The sequence below is a fragment of the Okibacterium endophyticum genome (assembly GCF_054780075.1).
The window spans coordinates 426,699-446,281 of sequence record NZ_BAAGXA010000002.1 but is presented as its reverse complement, the minus strand read 5'-3'; the positions used below and the strand labels follow the sequence as shown (position 1 = coordinate 446,281).

Below are 19,583 nucleotides of genomic sequence, written 5' to 3'. Positions count from 1 at the left end.
CGAAGATCCCCGGCCACCCGGTGCAAGGGCGCTCCAGGGTCGACCCGGTCTTCGCGTGCGGGTCGGGAACCGACCGAATCCTCTACACGATCGACGGTGGCGTGCTCCTGATCGTCGTTGTGACACTCGGTCACCGTCGAGATGTTGACGACCACTGGTAGATCACCACCCTGCCACTCGATGATGCCGAGTTCTATGGGGCGCCGGAGAGGTCATCCGAGAGACTGACGGGGATGCACCGATCGAAGGACGCATCGATGCTGCCCGCTGGCTAGCGTCGATCTCGTGAAATCCTCCGCGTCCTTCGCCTCGGCTCCCCTCCTCATCGTCTGCCTTCTGGCGCTGATCGCCCTTCTCACACCGTATCCAGGCAGCCTCAGTGTGGTGCTCTACGAGTTGATCGGGCCAACGATGTGGCACCTGCCCGGTGTTGCCGCCGCGGCACCGGGAGGCATCCTCACACTGGCTGTGTTGTTCGCGGGTGTGCTCATTCAGGCGTGGAGAACAGATCGGGCTCGATTCGCTCGCGGCGTTGCCGCAGCCGCCGGCATCCCCCTGGCATACCTCGTCAGCGAGGGCCTCAAGCTTGTGTTCGTGCAGGAGCGCCCGTGCCGGATCGTCGCCGAGCTTCCCGACTGCCCGCCCGTCGGTGATTGGTCTTTGCCGTCGAACCACTCGACCGTCGCATTCGCCCTCTTCTGCGCGATCGCAGTGACAAGACACGGCTGGCTGCCGTGGCTCGCCGCCGGGTTGGCCGTGTTCGTCGCCTGGGGCCGAATCGCCGAGGGTGTGCACTATCCTCACGACGTCGCTCTCGGCTCTCTGCTCGGCATCGGAACCGTCGGACTTGCCGCCGTCGGTTTGGCCCGCCCGGTCACGAACGCCCTGGGCCGGGCACAAGCCAGACGAAGGACGAGCTGACGGCCGACTCGTCAACGCGATCGGGTCGCGGCCGGGCGCTGGCGCGTGATCCGGTTGCTCCGCTCCCTCTCGGCGTGCGCGGCATCGTGCAGGGCTGCGGCTGACACGCACATGCGTCCCGCAACGGCCCGGACCGCTAATCTGAGGTGCATGACGCGCGTTCGCACCCTCCTCATCTGCCTGGGCGTGCTCGCGCTCGGCGCACTGATCGGCCTCGTCCTCAGCAACATCTGGCTCGGGCTGCTGCTCGGGCTCTTCGCCGCGCTCGTCATCTTCATCGCGTACGAATCGCGGCGCGGCCGCAATCAGGGCGTCAACGACGAGGACCACGGCATCGAACTCTGACGCTCGACGAGCGGGATACACAGTGGGAAGCTGATCGGCAAAACTACCGCGTGTTCGTCGTGCATGACGAACACGGGTGGGAGGTCTACGATATCGACGATCAGACCCTCCACGTCGTACACGAGTGGGCGGCAGGCAAAGCGGCCGAGCGCCCCGGTGCCTACTCCTCGATCGCAATCCGGATCGTGAACGACCAAGGCCGGGGGCTGCTCTGGCTCACCCTTGACCCCGACGATCCCGACGCTGCGGCAGGCGCCGCCCGTACGCCGCCCGATGATCCTACGGCCGCGGTAACCGAGATGTTGCACCAGCGGACGTTCGAGGTGCTGGATCCGACCTCAGGCTCCTGCAGACCGCTCTTGACTGTGCCGTAACGGCATAGTCTTAGGTAGGATCATGGGTCGGAGCACATGGGTCTATCTGTCGTCGTATTGCCTCTCGCTGCTGGGCAACGGGATCGCGTCCGTCATCTTCCCCCTGCTCGTTCTCGCGCGCACCGGGGATGTGCTGGCAACGGGTGTGGTCGCGGGAGTCACGGCGGGAGTCGCCGCGGTCGTCGGCCTGTTCGCCGGACTGGTGGTCGATCGCCTCAACCGTCGCACCGTCTCGATCGTCAGTGACCTGCTCTCCGCCGCGTCGATAGCGGCCCTGCCGCTGGTCGACATCATCTGGGGTCTCAACATGACGTCGTTCGTCGTGCTGGCCGTTGTGGGTGCGTTCGGTGACGCTCCCGGAATGACCGCTCGTGAGACATTGCTTCCAGGGCTCGTGCGGTTGGCCGGCGGACGTCCCGGGGCGCTGGATCGCCTCGTCGGCATCCGCGAGTCACTGGCCGCTGTCCTGATGCTCGCAGGTCCCGGCATCGGCGGGCTGCTGGTGTGGATTTCGGGCGTCGGCTCGACCGTGCTGTTGATCACGGCCGGTATGAGCGCTCTCGCGGCGGTGCTCTCGTGGGGGATCGATCGGCGCGCCGGGATCCCGGAAGCCTCTGACCGCTCCGCTCCGGCTTCGTCTCGGCGAGGCGTGCGAGGTGTGTTCTCCGATCTGATGGTCGGGTGGGGATTCCTGATGCGCAACCGACTCGTGCTGGCTGCGACACTGCTCTCCGCCGTGCTCGTAGCCGTGATGGTCGCCCTGCAGACCACGCTGATGCCCGCCTACTTCCTTGCCGAGGACGCTGCCGGACTCACCGGTCTGGTTCTGGCGGGCGTCTCGCTCGGAACACTCCTGGGGGCCGGACTCTACGCAGCGACGATCGGCAAGGTGACACGGCGAACCTGGTTCGTGATCGGGATGCTGGGCACCATCGTCGGCTTCTTTCTCGTCGGAACGATGCTCGCCCCATGGGTCGTGCTCGCTGCAGCCGTTCTCATCGGCCTCACCAACGGCCCGATCTCCGCGGTGCTCGGAGTCGCGACGATCGAGGCCACACCAGACGGCATGCGCGGCCGGGTTCTCGGAGCGCAGAACGCCCTCATGCTCGCCACGCCTGCCATCAGCACCGCCCCGATCGCGGCGGTCGCGAGCGTGTGGGGACTGCAAGCGGCAGGAATCGGGCTCGCTGTCGCCGTTACGGTGGTCGCATGCCTCGCCCTGTTCGCACCCGCTTTCCGCACGCTCGACGAGCTCGGCACGGCGAAACCGCCAGAGAAGGAGCACGACGATGCCCTGGAGCACTAAGCAGCTGGCGGATCTGGCAGCAGTCAGCCTGCGAACGATCCGCCACTATCACGATGTCGGATTGCTCGCAGAGCCCGCGCGGCTTTCCAACGGGTACAAGCAGTACGAGATACCGCATCTGGTGACCGTGCTGCGGATCAAACGAATGTCCTCGCTCGGGCTCACCCTTGATCAGATCGCCGAGATGCTCGACAGTCCCCTCGCGGTCGAAGAAACCCTTCGTTCACTTCACGCGGAGCTCACCGACACCATCACCCGGCTCGAGCGAGTTCGTGCCGAGGTCTCGACGGCGCTCGAATCAGGTGTCGCCCCCGATATCACCCCCGATACGGCGCTCGCCATGAACGTGCTCGGTCACGATGCGGACAGCCGCAGCATCGCGATCATCATGACTCATCTGCTCCGACCGGCCGACGTCGCCGAGACGTTCGGGGCTCTGGCCGACTCCGCCGACGAGCTCTCCGACCTCTCCGACCTCGACGAGGCCTTCCGGCAGCTCAGGCCGGATGCCGGAGCCGACGAGACCGAGCGACTCGCCAGGCGGATGACCGAAGTCGCCGCCGGCTTCCTTGCCGAGCATCCGCAACTTCTCGCCTCTGCGCAGAATGACGAGGGGGACGACGTGAAGACGGCGGTGGTCGTCGAGGCCATGAAAGCCGGGTTGAATCGGCCCCAGTCGAAGATTCTCGATCGTGTGATGCAGGACCTTCGACACCGCTTCGATGACAGCGCAGAACGGCGTACCTGAACGGGTCGCCCCTGCACCCGATCCCAGCGTTGCTCTGAGCCACGGTTCCGGAGAGAGCCGCGGGATCACGGCAGCGAAACGAGAGAGCGATACCGTGCCGGCGAAACGTTGGCCCCCATCGGTGAGGTCCTCGGGGTATCTCCAACGACGGTCGGCAGTTATCTTCGCGCGGCTGGGGTTGCGTTGCGCCCCTTCCCGCACGGTGGCTGGTGTGCCACATTCCCGCCCCATTGATGATGTGTTGCGTCGAACGCCTGGGGGCAAGCAGCGGACGCGCGCGGGTGAAGGGCCCGCCGCCGCGAGCGCTCTCGTCGCCTCGCAGGAGGCGCGGGTTATCGCTGCTCTGAACCGAAGGCTTCGATCTGAATCCCCTGAAGGATTTCGCAGGAGGTCGAGGGTTCTGCTGCGCGGTCCCTCACACGCATGAGCCCTTCCTCTGGTGAGCGTGAGACCGTGTAGTCCCAGGTGTCGTCGTTGTACGCGTAGGCGCTATGGAGTCCAGACAGCTAAGCGGGCTCATGGCACGCGGAGTTCGCGGATGGGTTCGCGCCTGCTGGCGATGATCGCCGGGATCGCGGCCGCGATCAGCGCGGTGGCAAGAGTCACAACGGCGAGAGCTCCCGAGAAGGCGGCACCGGGAAGCGGGTCGCCGCTCGCGCGGAGAATGATCGTCGATGCGGCTGTGCCGATGGCGATACCGATGAGCGCAAGGATCGCGGTTTGAACGAGCAGCAGGGTGACGATAAGGTTGCGGGTCGCGCCGAGCGCTCGTCGTCGTCCGAAGTCCTTGCGGCGCATCATCACGAGCCCGTAGAGCAGGATGGCGACCAGCCCGCCGGTCAGGCCGAGAAGTGCCAGCACCAGGCCACGGGAGAAGCTGCCGAGCTGATCTTGGATCATGCCGCGCAACTGCGCGAGTGCTTCGCTGGTCTCGATCGTGACCTTCGTACTGTCATCGGGTGCCAGCACAGAGCGGGCCGCATCACTGACAGGGGCGACGAGTTCAGGTGCAGCCGCGATGATCACCAGGATGTTCACCGGCTCCGTGCCTGTAGCGTCGGGCTGAGGAACGAACACAGCCGGCTCGAACGCAGCGAGGAAGTCCGGGATGTCGAGGGAACCAGCGACGGCGTATGAAGCGCCACTGGTGAGGGTGATGCCGCCCGCGGTCTCGGGAAGGCCGAGCTGGTCGAGCGCGGTACGCGAGGCCCAGGCGAACCCGCCGGGCAGTGCGCTCGCATCGGGGATGCCGAGACGCTCCAGATGCGCGGTGTAGAGGTAACGCACGGGCACACGCGTACCGTCCGGCACCGCGGCGTTGGTTGCATCCACAGCGGACGAGAACGCCGCCGCCCACTCGATTCCCTCGACGTGCGCGATCCTGTCGAGCACGTCGCTCGTGATGCCGGCTGCGCTGTCGGCTCTGACCGTGATGGATCGCGTGCCGGCGGAGTCGATCGAGCCCAGGACCTGCTGCTCTGCGCCAACCGTGCGGCCGGTGGTGAGCATGACCGCGAGGATCATGCCGACGATCATCAGCACGGTCACTGTCGACGCGACCGGCTGCGACCGGGCAGACGCCGCCGCCTCACGGAGGATCGCGATACTCACAGTCGGATCTCCCGGTCGCATGCCTCTGCGACCTGCGGGGTGTGTGTGACGACGATCACCGCTGCCCCGGAGCGGGCGTGATCGCGCAGCGCGGAGACCACGAGATCCGCGGTGACGGCGTCGAGGTTGCCGGTCGGCTCATCGGCGAGCAGCACGCGGGGCTCGTTCAACAGCGCGCGGCACAGCGCGATCCGTTGCGCTTGTCCGCCTGAGACCTGCCCGGGCTTGCGATGCGGGGGCACATCGACGCCGAACAACTCCAGGAGCTCCAACGCGTGGCTGACAGATTCGCGCCGCCGCTGGGCGCGATAGAGGGCCGTCTCCGTCACGTTGTCGAGGACGGTGCGGGTCGCATCCAGTGCGGCGTCCTGGAACACGAAACCGAATCGCTCCGCTCGCAGATGCGCCCGCTTCGCGTCCGACAACGGCCGAGTGGGCTGGCCGTCGAGGAGGATTTCTCCGCCGGCGGGGTGCAACATCAGGCCGAGGAGATAGAGCAGCGTCGACTTGCCCCGGCCAGACGGGCCCGTGAGCGCCGTCATCGACCCGGTTGGAAACCTCGCCGACCACCGGTCGAGAACAGGGCTTCCCGGCACGTATCCAAAAGTCACGTCCCGCGCCTCGAGCGCGTACGCCTCATCCACGCGAGTCATTCCGCGGCCATCGCCGGCACGCGGACGCGAGTACCGGCGTCCACGCCCGTGATCACGGACATCCCCTTCGCTGATGCCTCCACGGCGACGGGAAGTACCGACCCGTCCGCATCGATCACCGCGATCTGCCCGTCCGCCTGCGTAATGATCGCTGCAGACGGCACCGTGAGCCCGTGCACGGTCTCGACGGTGATGACCTGCGAGGATAGCGTGGCCTGGCCGGTCACAGGCACCTGATCGCATCCGTCGCCGCAGATCGACCCGCCGTCCGCCCCGGTGAGCGCGACCGTCACGGCGCCGTTCTCGTCGCGCTGCTGGTCGCCGGCGTACCCCTCCCACGACTCACCCTCAGGCGAGGTGATCTCGACGCGGACGCCTGTTGTCAACATCCCGGCCTGGGTGTCGGTCACGGGGATCCAGAACTCCGGCTCGCGCGGCAGACCCCGAACCACCTCTTCGCCGCCCGCCAGCGATGCTCCACGGTGGACGATCTCGGTATCGAGAGCAACCCGCGTAGGCAGCGACGGAACGAAGATGATGTCTCCCGCGCCGACTTCGCCGGTCGCCTCGACTCCCGCTGCCTTCTGCCAGGTCTTGATAGCCGCGACCGTGCCCGCCCCAGCCTTGCCGTCGGCGATCCCACCATAGTGTCCCAGCGCGCCGAGCATCACCTGCAATTGCTGAACATCCGGCCCCTCGGCGCCCAAGGCGATCGCGCGGAACGCCGGAACGTCACCTTGAGAGATTGCGACAGGCCGCAGGTCGACCGAGTAGAGCACGGCGCCTTGACCGACTTCGTCGCCCGCGCTCACATCGATCGAGGTGACCACGCCCGCTGAGCGGTTCACACCGACAGGCTCTGGCGTCCACTTCGCGACCGTGTTCAACGTGAGAGAAGCGCCCACGTCGCCCTCGGCGACCTCGACGAACGTGAAGTCCGTCGGCTCCAGCGGATCCTCCGCCGGACTCAGCACGGTCAGCGCGCCCCACGCGGAGCCGGCGCCCAGCGCCACGAGCAGAACGCCGCCAAGCACGAGCCCGGGCCATCGCCGACGAGTTGTCGAATCACTCTGCCGCATGCATCTCCCTGGGCCTCGCCGTGGTTACGGCCACCTCGTCGCCCAGCCGGGTGCCGTGTGATTGTCGAGCGGAAGCCGTCACATCGCCGGCTGAGGGCACAGCGTATTCAACTCATCCCACCGATCGGAGCTGACATCACCCACGAACGTGTACGACGTCCACGGGTCCGAGCTCTTGTACCGGTCGATGAAGACCTGCTCCGACGGAGCCTCTTCGATCTCGATACCCTCTGCGCGCAGACACTCAGCGGTCTCGAGTTCCATCTCGTACAACGCCGTCCACTGCTCGCTGGTGAGCTCCTCCAGAGGAATGCTGTCATCCTCGGGCATGCATTCCGCCTGGTCGATTTCGTACTGGTCCATCTGCTCGGTCGTTCCCTCGAATTCGACGCTGCCCGTGGCCTCGTTGAGCGTGACGTCCCAGCCCTTCTCGTTCAGGCAATCGGCAAGTGTCTGAGAGTCAGGGTACTTCTCGGCGAAACTGTCGCCTGCCTGCGGCTGCGACAGCGTACTCGACGGCTCGCCTGCTGGCTCAGTAACAGCACATCCCGTCAACATCACCAGCGCGACCGCTATGCTCAGCGCACCGAACGCCCTCTTTGCGTTTCCATTGGGCTTCATCTCTTGTCCTTCCTCCACACGCGACGAACGGGCGGGACCGTCGTCAAGCGACAGCTCCCGCCCGATCGTGTCGACAACGAACCGACCTAGTAGTCACAGCCGTTCGCTAGCGAGTGGATCGTGCCGCCTGTGCTGGCACCGCCGGACTCACAACACTAGGGACCGGGAGCACCGGAGCGGGGTCACCAGGCAATGGTTCACCGACTGTTCACGGAGCGGCGAGCGATCCTGCGCCGCGAGGGCTCGAATGCAGTTACAATTCCGCGCCATCCGGTGCGTGTCACCGGCCGCCATCACTCGGATCGACCGCCACACCAGCAGGTGCGCCACGGCACCGGCGAGAACAGAACAGGAGCGGGATGAGGCACATCGAGCCCCGCACAGTGACGTTGCGAGCTTTTGCAGAGCGTTGTGGTGTGCCATACGAATGGCTCAAAACAGGAACAGCCCCGTCAAGCGACGAGGCCGAATCTGATGTTTCTTCTACTGTCTCAACCGGTGTGATCTGCCATCGCGCGGTCACAGGCACCTTGGAAGCGTCTCGCACCACCCAGGGTCGGTCCGAACGGGGTCATCTACTAGAGCTGCGGAATCAACGATCTCGAGAAGCCGACAACTTCGACCGCCAGCACGTCGAGCGGTAGCGTCTACTGGCGCACGGGATGTATTCGAATGGGACGAATAGCCCGGTCCGTCGCCACGTTGCTTCGCAGAAGACGGGGTCCCCGCTTCGAGGTAGTGCCTCGTCAATGCCGGGACAGCGTCGCGGTCGTCGTCGCCGATCGCTCGCGAATTTGAATTGATTGAAGGACATCATCGCGTCTACGTGCGAGACGAAGACAAGCGAATGTAGAAGTCGCTGACTGCGTCCAGGTATCGGGTGACGGCATCGAGCTCAGGTGCGCTGAATTGGCTGCTTAGCTCGTCGAATGAATGATCCGTTCTCCTGTAGAAGATCGTGAGGCGTTCGACGGCCTCGGGGACGAGTTCCAGTAGGGTCCTTCGGCGGTCATGAGGATCATGGGCGCGGCGGATGTATCCGGCGGTTTCGAGCCGGTCGACGACCTTGGTCACCGAACTGGCGGGCATACCGGCAGCGACGCTGATCTGCCGTGGGGTGCGCACATCCTCCCGGAGCACCATGAGATGCAGCGTCTGTAGGTCGATCACCCGCAGACCGTGCTCGCGAGCAACACGGTCGTTGTCGAGGATCGCGTGTACGAGTTGTCGCTGCATCGCAACTCGGACACGAGCCACCTGATCGTTCACCATCTGCCGACCTCCTCCCCGTCCACTGTACATTTCATACACGTTAGGTACTATATCTGGCGCGTACTAAAGGTGGTCGATCAAGGAGGAGCATGAAGATCTTGGTACCGGGAGCGACAGGGACCGTCGGTAGGCATGTCGTCGAGCAGGCTCTCGCACGCGAGCATGAGGTGGTCGCGATCGCACGCAAGCCCTCTGCGCTGACTATCGAGCATCCGAAGCTGACTAAGGCAAAGGTTGACATCCTCGACGCCGCCGCGGTGATTCCGCTGCTACAGGGTGTGGATGCGGTGGTGAGCACAGTCGGCATCGGGGCATCGAAGAGACCAACGGCGCTCTACTCGGCCGGCACGAAGAACGTCATCGATGGCATGGACGCCCACGGCGTGAACCGGCTCGTGGTCATCTCTTCGGAGGTGGCCGAGCACTGGGCGCATCAGGGGCCTCTCAAGCTCTGGATCGTGCTCCCGCTGCTGCAGAAGTTCCTCGGTGCGACATACGACGACATGCGGCGAATGGACATCGTGCTCTGGGAGAGCGATGTCCAGTGGACTGCCGTCCGTGCTCCGCGCATCCAGTCCGCCGCGGCGAAGGGCGGCTACCGGCTGGGGACTAGCCCCCTCAAGCGTGGGTGGATGATTACCGCCGCTGATATGGCCACGGCTCTGCTCGACATTGCCGAACGCGATGATCTCGGACGCCAACACGTCTACGTCGCCAACTGACTCGCTGCACAACGGACAGGCCTGGGACGACGCGACCTGGCACCACATGGTGCGCGGTATCGAGAATGCAGGATGGCCGCATTCTGAGTTGCACACCGACGTGAGCCTGCGCATCCGAAACACCGGTCGGCCATTCGCGCCCATACTCGCTCTGTCATGTTTCGGAAAGCACTCTCATCCCCCTTTGTTGTATCCCCTTGCCCTGATCGTCTTGCTCAGGGAACCTTCGATTTCGTCCGACTGGTGGACCAACATGCGGGCGGAGGCGATCCGGCAACGAATGAATGGGTCGCGGCGGCCGACCGGGCAGGCCCGCCGGATGAGCTCAGCCCGCACGAGCGCGAGGCCTTCGGCTGTATCAGTGCAGGGCTCTCGAACAGCGAGAGCTGCGAGGCGCTGCACCTCTCGCCTGCGACGGTCAAGACTCACGTGAACCGGATCATTGCGACGCTGTAACTGCGAGGCACTGAGCCTGGCTCCAAACCCACCCAGGTACGGCCCTTTTCGGCGCCACACGCGAAGACATCGCCAAAACGAAAACGACCCGCTTTCGCGAGCCGTTTCGAACTGTCTCAACCAGTGTGCGCCCGGAGGGATTCGAACCCCCAACCTTCTGATCCGTAGAAAGAATCGCGGAGTCCACGGAGGTCCGCCGCTCCCGGCGACGCCGGTCTCGGTGTTCCAAGCGCACCGGCCCGACGTCCACGCATTCACTCGCGTTGCTGTCACGGTTGCTGTCTGCGGAGAGGTGGTGACCCGATGACCGATCAGGACTGGACCGACCTGTTCCTGCCCACGCTGATGCCCGACGCGCCCGCCGGCCATGTGCGGATGCGCGCCGACGTCCTGCCTCCGAGCGTATTCGGGTCGAACGTGCGCGGCATCGCCCGTGAGTCGGAGTGGGATCGGATTCGGCTAGGCATCTCCGCCCGTGCGGGCAAGCTCTGCGAGATCTGCGGTGGCGAGTCCTTGGGGCCTCATCGCAAGGTGCAGCATCCCGACTGTCACGAGATCTGGCGCTTCGATATCTGTGACGGCGTCGTAACTCAGGTGCTCGCCGACCTCATCGCGCTCTGCAAGAGGTGCCACAACACGCAGCACGTCGGCCGAGCGCTCGATCTCGAAGACGTCAACGAAGTTCTGCAATCGGTGAACGGGTGGAGCCATGCCGAGGCGCACGAGGATATCCGGCGCGCCTTCCGCCGCCTCAAGCTGCTCGAAGGAGCCGAGGTGGATCTCGACCTCTCGGTGCTCGTCGGCCAGATCATCGTTCCGGGTGCACCCGAGCTGCGCTTCACGTCCGCGCAGCGGTCGCTCATGGGCAACTCCTGGAACCGCTCGAAGCCGGCACCCCAGCTCGCGCAGCTCGATCTGGGGCTCGGGTAGTTCGAGCACCACCCGTAAGCTAAAGCAGCGGACTCGCCCCACATACGTGGATCGGCGGGTCTCGCTGTTTAACGGTTCAACCGGTCACGTCCCGGACCTGCCGAGGAGCGCCCGGACCGCAGCGAAGCGAGGACCGGACGCACCGCAGGCGGGTCCGCCGGGCGGAGCCCGGCGCTTGAACGAGTAAAGAAAATTCTCACGGCGGCAGCGCAGACTCATTCTCGCAGCGAATAATGTTTGAGCTCCCGCGCCAGCGCACTAATGAAGTCCAGTTCCGGCCAGCGTGAAAAGGTGAGTCGCTGCCATCTGGACGGATGGCCTGTTCTCTCGCCCACCGCCCAGACAGTCAGAGATCTTGACATGATCTCTCCTTTCAGCCATTCAACCTGAGCTCGATGATGATGACGCGCTTTTCCGGACGGCTCTTGAGTTCCGTAGGCGAGCAACACATCAGTCGCGCGATCAAGGCCTTCCTCGATGCTCGACCTCGCTGCGACCCATCCCTCGGCCTCGGCACCAGCAAGCGAGACGCCAGACGTCCGATAAGTTGCAATGGAAAAGAGATTCGCAATGTCAATCTCCTTGGCATTGATCAGACGTCCCGCGGTCGCTACCCGACCCAACGTTCTCTGGCCAGTTGTGCCGAGGGGCGGGTTCGAAAGAACGACAAGCACGCGCCTACCTTCGCCACTTTCGATAATTTCAGGACGTAGCAAGGTCAGTGATCAGGCGCAACTCGGAGACCCAGTCAGCCAATACTGACTGCGGCCTGCCGGGGGCATATCCAAGGCAAAGCTCTACTGGATGATGCACGGACGGAATACTGTAGTTGAGGCCCATTTTTCGCACTTTCTCGGCCGTGTTCATTGCGCGGTGGGCGTAGAAATTTCTGAGGCTCGGGAGATCGGTGAGAGCCCGAGCCCGGAGACTGAGTGCAGCACTAACGTCGCCGGAGTTCGATGCCCCGACCAAATCGAGCAAGATCAAGAGAGTATTCGGATCGAGCCAATCAGGCTCCTGTCTATGAGTCCACGGACCGCGGGTCCCCGCAAGACTTGGCTTGAATCGCCAAACAGCTTGGTTCATCGCATCGTCTAGAGAAGAAAGCGGCATCGCCGTTTCGATTCTCCGTCCCGTTCCGTCTCGAGCACCACGACAGGATGAAAAATACAATGCTCGACTGAAGTTTGCCCAGCAGTTGAGAAGCTCAATGACAACGTACGAAACGTCCCTGTCGAGATCCCGTGTCGGCGACACAAGCGTGGTCGGGACTAACCCCTGAAGGTAGTCGATTCTCCGTCGGGCGACTAGATAGAGCGCTCGAACTTCCGAAACGATCTGCACGATTCAAGAGCGAAGTGCCGAGACAAAGAATTCAAACCTTCGCTGCCGCTGAGACGCGACGTTCGTCCGATCTTTCGCGGCGCTTACGAACTCCGCAAACTCCGAGTCTTCTTCCTCCGGGTCACCGTGCTCCGCCGCCTCCGCGGCGTCCGAAACCGCAGCGTCGAGCATGAGAAGGTTTGCTTGCCGATTACCTGATTCGAACGATTCGATCTCAGGAAAGTTGAAGTTATCCCCTGGGATCTCCCACAGGTCGGCTACATAAATATGCGCAAGAACAAGGGAGTAGAAATTGTACGACTTCATAAGAGCGGTGCCCTGAATCTCGGCATCGAAAAGCACGGCATCGAGTCCAGAGCGAAGGGTAGAGTCCAGTTCCTCCTCGTACTCAAAGGTCGTGTTGTTGTCTCTGTACAGAGCAGTCAAGGATGCCTTCGTCGTAGTGGCAAATCCTTTGGAAAGCGTGTGCAGGATCTCGGTTAGCAATTTGGCGTCACTCATCCTATTAATTTGCTTCTCCGTGAAGACGCCGGCGCTCTCGAAAGCGACGTCATAGTCGCGACTTATGCGGTGGACGAACCACTTGAATGGCCCTTGGAACGTAGCATGTCGGGTTTCCTCCGGGTTCAAGGGCACCGTGAAAGAATTCATCCGACGGAACACTTCCCGAACTTCTTCATCTCGCGCATTAACAAAGATGTCGAAGTTCAGGCCGTAGTTGAGGAACTGTGCCTGGGCCTCTTCACTTAGCTCTGAGAGCGTCCGCCCAGCAAATTCGGCGGCCAATGTCGTGCGTGAGAGACGGAGCTTCCCCTCATAGAAGTCTCGGATGGCACGGCTACGCTGTTGACCGTCAACAATTTCCTTGTGCACATCTCTCGAAACGATGTCCAGTTTTTGGTGCAGAGACATCTTGGGCACCGGGTAGTCGAGCAGGATGGTCTCAATTAAGAACGACTTCGCAACCAATGGCCAGACTGTATCGCTGCGCTGGTAGTCCCGATTCACGATGTATTCCCGTCGAGCCAGACCCTTACAGAAGTCAGCGACGGTGATGGTTGTGCTTTGCGTTCTCATCGTTAGTTGCCCGCTCCTATGATTTGGTCGGCGTGCGCAGGTAGAGCACTGATTCGATTGGCTTGGTGGTACGTGCAAGCTCATGAGCTCGCTTGTTGACCTGCGCCATGCTTCGGACATTGACGAAGTCTCGCTGGCCGTGGGATGTCCACGAGCGCTCGACAGCCAAGCTTGACAGGGCCGCCGCCAGGTCGACGTGAATATCCTTGAATCTGCTGTCCTGCACAACGAGTAAGACATCGCTTCCAGGCTGGCAAACCCGTTGAATCTCACTCATTGAGTCGGCCATCCCTTCGAAGTACTTCCGAAAGTTGGGCTCGTAATACGTACGCGCTGCGCGGGATTCATGCGCGCCAACACGCGCGAGCAAACCCTCCGCAACGCTCCCGATTGGAATTTCACTAGATCGGCCTCCCATTGTGGGAGTGCCAATCATCGAGTTCCTCAAATCTTGAACGTCGTCGCTCGAGAATCCCAGGACGGCAAGTTCAGGCAAGTGCCCTACAACGTAATCAAGGCGAGTCAGATAGGGCGGGGAGGAAACGACCAAATCGTGCGAGTCAGATTCGAACGGCAGAAAACGCGAGTCACCCGTAATGATCTGAGCTCGATCCCGTTCATCCGCAGTTATCGATCGAGATGACTGAATATGGAAGAGAAGCCGCCTCACGGCCAGCGTGAAGACCTCAGTTATCTCCTCCCGAGTTAGGCGCACAGTCCCAGCGCCAGCACTCCCGCGCTTGATCCACGTCGGGTTGCGGGAGCCGTAACTCTTTAGGGACGTTGACACCGATTCGAAGAGCGCAACATAGAAAAATGCCGCCAACGAACTCATCAGATCCGCCTTGCGGTGCGCGCGCACTTTCGAGTCGATGAGAACTTCATCTATACGATCTGCTAGACCGCGAATCGACCTCACTGTCTCGGGCACAAACCACTGTCCAAGAGGGTCGTCGAGCTTGAGTCGCGCGTCTTTCCAATGACGGAGCAGGTCTTGCCGCAGCGTGTCAACGCTCGCAGTCGTATCGTCCGCGACCAACCGCCCCTTGGCGATTACGACCATTGCTGGGTTCAGATCGAGCCCGCTCACCGCGTGGCCTCGACCAGCCGCCACTGCTAGCGTTGTTCCGGAACCAGTCCAAGGGTCGAGAACCCGAAGCCCGCCCTCTCCGGGTATTTGAGCGCAGACATCGTCAACAAACTCCGGAGCGTAACCTGCGTAGTACCGGTACCAACGACGCCCAGCGCCCGGATTGAGCTTCGGTGACCGGACATTGTCCAAGTCGATAGCCGCACGCTCACTCATGTGACGAGAGTCTAGCGGCTTCCATGCCGCCAACCGGAGCCCCCACGGTTCTGTGCAAAACGTCCCCCACGGTTCTGTGCAAAACGTACCCATAGGTCCTCCCCACGTCGCTACCCGGCGACAGGACGCCCTCGATTGTGTTCGGGGCGGATTGCAAGCCCGAGGCCGCGTTTATCCAGTTTGAGCTCTACGCGTCGCTGCTGCCGATGACTGAGGATCTCCAGATAGCGAAGTCCGTTCGCGAGCGGACCCAAGCAGTTCCGATGACTTCGCTGCAGAAGACTGCTGACAAGCTCGGCATCGACTTCAAAGCACTCTCATTCGTCAGTAGCGCGCAGCTTATCGGACAAATTCAGTCCTTCGACTCTTGCCTGATCGGATCGAGCGTTATGGCGGTCTCGTTGATTCGAGCGCGATGATTGTCAGCTCGGACACGCTCGATGCTGCGAGGCCGCGTCCCGCTGTCCCTCATCGAGCGCGCGATTTCCCCAATAGGTCCCTCGAACTCCGCCAAATCCGACAGGGCGAGGGACGTGAATCCGGCCAGAATCACGTCTATGTCCGGCTTGTCAGACAGAAGAGCCCCAAGACCATCAACAGCAGCCTGCCCATAGCGGCGCGGGATCCCCTGCGGAGAGGCGTCTTGAGCCCGGGCGAGGTCAGCCATCACTGGTCGCGGCTGATGAAACCGGTGCGCATAGGCAGTGAGCAGGGCACGGAGGTCCGTGCTAGCGCGAGCAACCTTGTGTGCGTCCGAGACGGACATCCGCAGCAGGTCCTGAATGTCTCTCGGCTTCTCCGGCCATACAAGGCCGTCGAGGTGCCCGCCGCTGCGCAGAATTTTGCGATTTAGCGCGTGTACGGCTTCCACGACCGGCTTAGGGACGAGGCCCCAGCCTTCCAGCGCCTCCTTGGCGTCATTCTCGCTCATGCCACCAGTCTCGCGCATGAGGAAGATCTCCGCATCCATTTCAACTATTCATTCTTGCGCTATATATAAACAAATGTTTATTATCGACACATCACGGACGATTGTGGACCAGCTGGCGTCTCCGAACGTCCAGAATTCTCGCTCCTCGCGATTCAAACAAGAGATCAAGCAAGGGTCGGCGAGGAGCATCGACCTTGTACCCAGAAAACGTGCTTAAGACGCACCCAATCAGTTGGAGGAACCCATGGGATGGCCACGAACAGGTTTGCCTATTGACAGCGAGCGCTACTTCAGGGGGCCGGGCCTTGCCTTCGGCGAAGCGGACCCCCAGGTCGAGTTCGTCGAAGGTAAACCAGCAGGACAACAGCACGATAAAGAGACGGGCAAGCCGTTGTGGATTGTGAGGGTCTTCGACGCCGACCCAGACACACCCAAAGGGCAGGGTGAGGTCACAGTCAAGATCGCTTCGGCTAGTCCTCCTACGCTCCCTGCCGCACTGCCAGGTCTGCCCTTCCGTCCAGTGATCTTCGACGACCTTGTCGTCATTCCCTATGTTAAGGAGAACAACGGCCGCCCCCGAGTCGCATACTCGCTGCGCGCAAGCGGAGTCCGACCCGCTCCTACGCGGAAAGCCGGTGATTCGTGATCGCCGCAGAACTTTGCAATTACACCAGCGTTCTGCGGGAAGCGCTGCGCCGACACAAGGTTGTCGCGGCACTCTACGTCATCGCGATCCTGCTGCTCGGCCAGTGGCGACCCGCTCAGGTCGTGTTGTGGCTGATCGCAGTCGCACTGCTCGCGGGCGCGGTCATATGGCGCTACCGAGACGGCGCGAACCTCGATATCCACCGGTTCCGAGTGTGGCAGCGGCGTCAGTACGTTCATGTGACCGCGGTCTGGCCCGAGCTGATGCTCCGCCTCGGACTCGCAATCCGCCTAGCTCCGGCCGCGCCGGAAGTTCCACGCATCAGCACGGGACGGTGGCACGGTCACTCGCTCGTGCTCGTCGTCGGCTTACCGCTCGGGATGGAACGAGACCGACTCGCGCTATCCGCCTCGGCGATCGCCGAGTCCCTCGGAGCCGTTGCGGTCACCGTCGAAGTCGCTCCCAACGGGGCAGAGGTTGTCATCCGCTTCGCCGACCCACTCACCCAGCCAGTTATGGTTCCGGACCCGGGCGACGATGTCGACCTCCGCGCAGTGCCGATGGGGATTCAAGCCTCGGGAGCACCCTGGACCTTGCGCGTCGGCCCTCACACACTCGTGGCCGGTTCGTCCGGTTCGGGCAAGGCATCAATCATCTGGAGCCTGCTCATTGGTCTCAGCCCCGCCATCCGCGAGGGACGGATCGAGGTCTATGGCGTCGATCTTAAGGGCGGCATGGAACTGACAATGGGGCGCGCGCTGCTCACCCAGTACGCCACCGAGTCGGAGGCCGCGGTCATCCTGCTCGAGCGAGCTGTCGTCCGGATGCAGGAGCGTGCAGCTCAATTGGCCGGCAACGTTCGCGAGCACACAGCGGCGGTCGAGAGTCCCCACGTCCTCGTGGTGATCGACGAACTGGCCGCTCTAACCGCCTACCAAACGGATCGCGACCTGCTGCGCCGAGCGAACAACGCCCTTGCGCTGCTGTGTTCGCAAGGCCGGGCACCTGGATTCACCGTCTTCGCGTGCCTCCAGGATCCACGCAAGGAGACCCTGCCCGTCCGGGGGCTCTTCACGCAGACCATCGGACTTCGCCTCCGCGATGCGATGGAGACCTCGATGGTGCTCGGTGAAGGTATGAGGGAGAAGGGCGCTCTCTGCCACCGGATCCCGCCGACGCTCCCCGGTGTCGCCTACGTGGTTCCCGACAACGGGGGCGACCCCCTCCGGGTGCGCGCCGGCTATGCGTTGGACGACGTCATCCGCTACACCGCGGAGCGCTACCCCGCGCCACGGCAAGAGGCAATCGTCGTGCCCGCCGACGTTCCCACAGATCCCGAAGCCAGCTCGCCACGCCCGCGACGACCTCGCCGCAGCCGCAAGACAGGAGAAGAAGCATGACTATCAAGACCCGTACCCGTTGGATCGTCGGTCTGACGCTCGGAGCCGCTCTGCTCGCGGGAACGGCAACCACCGGCTACGCCATCGGCGCCGCGTCCAACCTCCAAGCACAAAGGGCCTACGCGACCGGTATCGAGACGGCTCGCTGGGACTACTGCAACCTGCAATTCGATGACGATCACAAGCCGGTCGCCGACGACCCGCGCACCTACGCCGGCCTGCCCGATTCGGCGATCGTGGCGGACGCGTCGTGCAGCCCAGAGCTGGTCACCTCGTGGAACAACGCGCAGCAGGATGCCGGCGCTGACGAACGAGGGTGCGTGATCGACGACAACCTCACCGCGATCATCGGCGCGTACGTCTGCACTGTCCCGACGAGCACTACCTACTGATGCCGACACTCGCCGATTCCGTCGCCGACCGCGTGCGACGTCACGACTTCGATGACTGGATGCGGGGTGCCGCCGCCACTGGCTATTGCGCCAACCCGGTTCGTCTCGTCGGGTCTTCACACGTGGTCGACGCGGTCTCAGGCGAAGTCGTGTCCTCCTACGAGTCGGCGCAGCAACCCGACGGCGTCATCTACGTGCGCTGCGGCAACCGTCGCGCTGTCCGCTGCCCCTCGTGCAGTCACGAGTACAAGGGCGACATGTGGCATCTCGTCGTGGCGGGCGCTGCGGGCGGAACGAAGGACGTGCCCGAATCTGTCGGAAGCCACCCGCTCGTGTTCCTCACGCTTACCGCACCATCGTTCGGAGCCGTTCACTCGGCCAAGAAGTCCGGCCGTTCAGGCTCAGCGCGCTGCCGCCCGCGGTCGAAAAAGGAGCTGTGCCCACACGGCCGTCCAACGTGGTGCATGGGCGTGCACGAAGCCGACTCTCCAGTTGCCGGAGAACCACTGTGCCGAGACTGCTACGACTACCTCGGACACATTGTCTGGCAGTGGCACGCGCCCGAGCTGTGGCGACGCTTTACGATCGCTCTCCGCCGCAAGATCGCGCAGTCCCTCGGACTCACCGAGGCCGCGACACGAAAGCTCGTGCGGGTGCAGTTCGCCAAGGTCGCCGAATTCCAGAAGCGCGGCCTCGTGCACTTCCACGCTCTCATCCGCCTGGACGGTGATGCTCACGACGGCGATCCGTATCCCGCGCCATTAGTGCCGATTGCCTCTGCGCACCTCGCGACGATGGCGATCGATAGCGCGGATTCCGTTTCCGTCGTTGCCGCTCCGATAGGGCCCGGCGATGACCCTCGTGTTCTCCGCTTCGGTCGCCAGGCGGATGCGCGCGTAGTCGTCCGCCACGAAGTCGACAGTGACGTCGAGCTGACCGATCGTGCCGTCGCGGCCTACATCGCGAAGTATGCAACAAAGGCGACGGAAGAGGTGGACCCGTCGGCAACGGCCCACGGCCCGAGACCGCACGTCCCGCAGCTCAAGCAAACCATCGAGGATCTAGCGCGGATTTCCCGTCTCGGCTCCGACGACGATACCTACGAGCTGCTGGGCAAATGGGTCGGCATGCTCGGCTTCCGCGGCCACTTCGCGACGAAGTCGCGCCGCTACTCCACGACACTCGGCAAGCTGAGGTCCGCCCGGCAGCTCTGGCAGAAGCGCATCTCCGCGAAGCGAGTCAATTCGTTCGCCGTTGAGACGCAGAGCGAACACGACGAGCTCGACGACGACACCACACTCGTCATCGGTCAATGGAGCTTCGCCGGGATGGGCTGGCTGACCGTTGGAGACGCAGCCCTCGCCGCGGAAGCCGCCGCTCATGCACGGGAGTGGAGCGACAACCGACGCCAGCAGAAGAAAACCAACGAGAAAGAGGAGATGTGATTGC

At 63.2% G+C, this 19,583-nt stretch carries 20 protein-coding genes; 11 read left to right on the top strand and 9 right to left on the bottom strand.

Annotation, left to right across the window (positions count from 1 at the left end; all coding sequences use genetic code 11):
- The first annotated feature begins 285 nt into the window (after nucleotides 1-285).
- The 5 genes from ACYVF5_RS02390 to ACYVF5_RS02370 all read left to right on the top strand — a co-directional run bounded on the left by ACYVF5_RS02390 (nucleotide 286) and on the right by ACYVF5_RS02370 (nucleotide 3,694).
- Nucleotides 286-921, top strand: a complete 636-nt coding sequence (locus tag ACYVF5_RS02390) for a phosphatase PAP2 family protein (RefSeq protein WP_460942916.1) — start codon at nucleotides 286-288, stop codon at nucleotides 919-921.
- A 150-nt stretch (nucleotides 922-1,071) separates the two neighbouring features.
- The gene (locus ACYVF5_RS02385; RefSeq protein ID WP_460942914.1) at nucleotides 1,072-1,266 is read left to right on the top strand and encodes a hypothetical protein; all 195 of its coding nucleotides are present in this window, start codon (nucleotides 1,072-1,074) and stop codon (nucleotides 1,264-1,266) included.
- 50 nt (nucleotides 1,267-1,316) lie between these two features.
- The gene (locus ACYVF5_RS02380) at nucleotides 1,317-1,640 is read left to right on the top strand and encodes a hypothetical protein (protein WP_460942913.1); all 324 of its coding nucleotides are present in this window, start codon (nucleotides 1,317-1,319) and stop codon (nucleotides 1,638-1,640) included.
- A 22-nt stretch (nucleotides 1,641-1,662) separates the two neighbouring features.
- Entirely contained in the window at nucleotides 1,663-2,946 is a 1,284-nt protein-coding gene (locus tag ACYVF5_RS02375; protein WP_460942911.1) for an MFS transporter, read from the top strand.
- Nucleotides 2,930-3,694, top strand: coding sequence for a MerR family transcriptional regulator (locus ACYVF5_RS02370; RefSeq protein WP_460942909.1), 765 nt, complete (start codon nucleotides 2,930-2,932; stop codon nucleotides 3,692-3,694). Before ACYVF5_RS02375 ends, ACYVF5_RS02370 begins: the two co-directional genes overlap by 17 nt.
- Before the next feature lie 516 nt (nucleotides 3,695-4,210).
- Here the strand turns inward: ACYVF5_RS02370 and ACYVF5_RS02365 are convergent.
- The 5 genes from ACYVF5_RS02365 to ACYVF5_RS02345 form a co-directional block, all read right to left on the bottom strand.
- A complete protein-coding gene (locus tag ACYVF5_RS02365; protein ID WP_460942907.1) occupies nucleotides 4,211-5,305 on the bottom strand; it encodes an ABC transporter permease in 1,095 nt (364 codons plus the stop codon).
- Nucleotides 5,302-5,958: an ABC transporter ATP-binding protein gene (locus ACYVF5_RS02360; RefSeq protein ID WP_460942905.1), complete on the bottom strand. Its 657-nt coding sequence runs from the start codon at nucleotides 5,956-5,958 to the stop codon at nucleotides 5,302-5,304. The genes ACYVF5_RS02365 and ACYVF5_RS02360 overlap by 4 nt, the downstream gene beginning before the upstream one ends.
- Complete coding sequence (locus tag ACYVF5_RS02355; RefSeq protein ID WP_460942903.1) at nucleotides 5,955-7,037, bottom strand: peptidoglycan-binding domain-containing protein; 1,083 nt, start codon at nucleotides 7,035-7,037, stop codon at nucleotides 5,955-5,957. The genes ACYVF5_RS02360 and ACYVF5_RS02355 overlap by 4 nt, the downstream gene beginning before the upstream one ends.
- A gap of 78 nt (nucleotides 7,038-7,115) precedes the next feature.
- Nucleotides 7,116-7,658 (bottom strand): hypothetical protein, encoded by a 543-nt coding sequence (locus tag ACYVF5_RS02350; RefSeq protein WP_460942901.1) that lies wholly within the window; start codon nucleotides 7,656-7,658, stop codon nucleotides 7,116-7,118.
- A gap of 822 nt (nucleotides 7,659-8,480) precedes the next feature.
- Nucleotides 8,481-8,930 (bottom strand): MarR family winged helix-turn-helix transcriptional regulator, encoded by a 450-nt coding sequence (locus ACYVF5_RS02345; RefSeq protein ID WP_460942899.1) that lies wholly within the window; start codon nucleotides 8,928-8,930, stop codon nucleotides 8,481-8,483.
- 89 nt (nucleotides 8,931-9,019) lie between these two features.
- On the opposite strand from ACYVF5_RS02345, the gene ACYVF5_RS02340 reads away from it, so the two are divergent.
- The 3 genes from ACYVF5_RS02340 (at nucleotide 9,020) to ACYVF5_RS02330 (ending at nucleotide 11,038) form a co-directional block, all read left to right on the top strand.
- Nucleotides 9,020-9,652, top strand: coding sequence for an NAD(P)-dependent oxidoreductase (locus ACYVF5_RS02340; RefSeq protein ID WP_460942897.1), 633 nt, complete (start codon nucleotides 9,020-9,022; stop codon nucleotides 9,650-9,652).
- 156 nt (nucleotides 9,653-9,808) lie between these two features.
- Nucleotides 9,809-10,108 carry a response regulator transcription factor gene (locus ACYVF5_RS02335; protein ID WP_460942895.1) on the top strand — a complete coding sequence of 100 codons (300 nt, stop codon included), beginning with the start codon at nucleotides 9,809-9,811 and terminating at the stop codon, nucleotides 10,106-10,108.
- A gap of 303 nt (nucleotides 10,109-10,411) precedes the next feature.
- Complete coding sequence (locus tag ACYVF5_RS02330; RefSeq protein WP_460942893.1) at nucleotides 10,412-11,038, top strand: hypothetical protein; 627 nt, start codon at nucleotides 10,412-10,414, stop codon at nucleotides 11,036-11,038.
- 215 nt (nucleotides 11,039-11,253) lie between these two features.
- Here the strand turns inward: ACYVF5_RS02330 and ACYVF5_RS02325 are convergent, their stop codons facing one another.
- The 4 genes from ACYVF5_RS02325 to ACYVF5_RS02310 all read right to left on the bottom strand — a co-directional run bounded on the left by ACYVF5_RS02325 (nucleotide 11,254) and on the right by ACYVF5_RS02310 (nucleotide 15,735).
- Nucleotides 11,254-11,712, bottom strand: a complete 459-nt coding sequence (locus ACYVF5_RS02325) for a DUF1643 domain-containing protein (protein ID WP_460942891.1) — start codon at nucleotides 11,710-11,712, stop codon at nucleotides 11,254-11,256.
- A gap of 673 nt (nucleotides 11,713-12,385) precedes the next feature.
- Nucleotides 12,386-13,390, bottom strand: a complete 1,005-nt coding sequence (locus ACYVF5_RS02320) for a DUF262 domain-containing protein (RefSeq protein WP_460942889.1) — start codon at nucleotides 13,388-13,390, stop codon at nucleotides 12,386-12,388.
- Nucleotides 13,391-13,475: 85 nt separating this feature from the next.
- On the bottom strand, nucleotides 13,476-14,765 hold the full coding sequence (locus tag ACYVF5_RS02315) for a hypothetical protein (protein ID WP_460942887.1): 1,290 nt from the start codon (nucleotides 14,763-14,765) through the stop codon (nucleotides 13,476-13,478).
- A gap of 352 nt (nucleotides 14,766-15,117) precedes the next feature.
- The gene (locus ACYVF5_RS02310) at nucleotides 15,118-15,735 is read right to left on the bottom strand and encodes a hypothetical protein (RefSeq protein WP_460942885.1); all 618 of its coding nucleotides are present in this window, start codon (nucleotides 15,733-15,735) and stop codon (nucleotides 15,118-15,120) included.
- Nucleotides 15,736-16,338: 603 nt separating this feature from the next.
- On the opposite strand from ACYVF5_RS02310, the gene ACYVF5_RS02305 reads away from it, so the two are divergent.
- Genes ACYVF5_RS02305 through ACYVF5_RS02295 form a run of 3 tightly spaced genes read left to right on the top strand, consistent with a single transcriptional unit; the run spans nucleotide 16,339 to nucleotide 19,579 of the window.
- Nucleotides 16,339-17,742, top strand: coding sequence for an FtsK/SpoIIIE domain-containing protein (locus tag ACYVF5_RS02305; protein WP_460942883.1), 1,404 nt, complete (start codon nucleotides 16,339-16,341; stop codon nucleotides 17,740-17,742).
- Nucleotides 17,739-18,134 carry a hypothetical protein gene (locus tag ACYVF5_RS02300; protein WP_460942881.1) on the top strand — a complete coding sequence of 132 codons (396 nt, stop codon included), beginning with the start codon at nucleotides 17,739-17,741 and terminating at the stop codon, nucleotides 18,132-18,134. Before ACYVF5_RS02305 ends, ACYVF5_RS02300 begins: the two co-directional genes overlap by 4 nt.
- Nucleotides 18,134-19,579 carry a replication initiator gene (locus tag ACYVF5_RS02295; RefSeq protein WP_460942879.1) on the top strand — a complete coding sequence of 482 codons (1,446 nt, stop codon included), beginning with the start codon at nucleotides 18,134-18,136 and terminating at the stop codon, nucleotides 19,577-19,579. Before ACYVF5_RS02300 ends, ACYVF5_RS02295 begins: the two co-directional genes overlap by 1 nt.
- Nucleotides 19,580-19,583 lie beyond the last annotated feature (4 nt).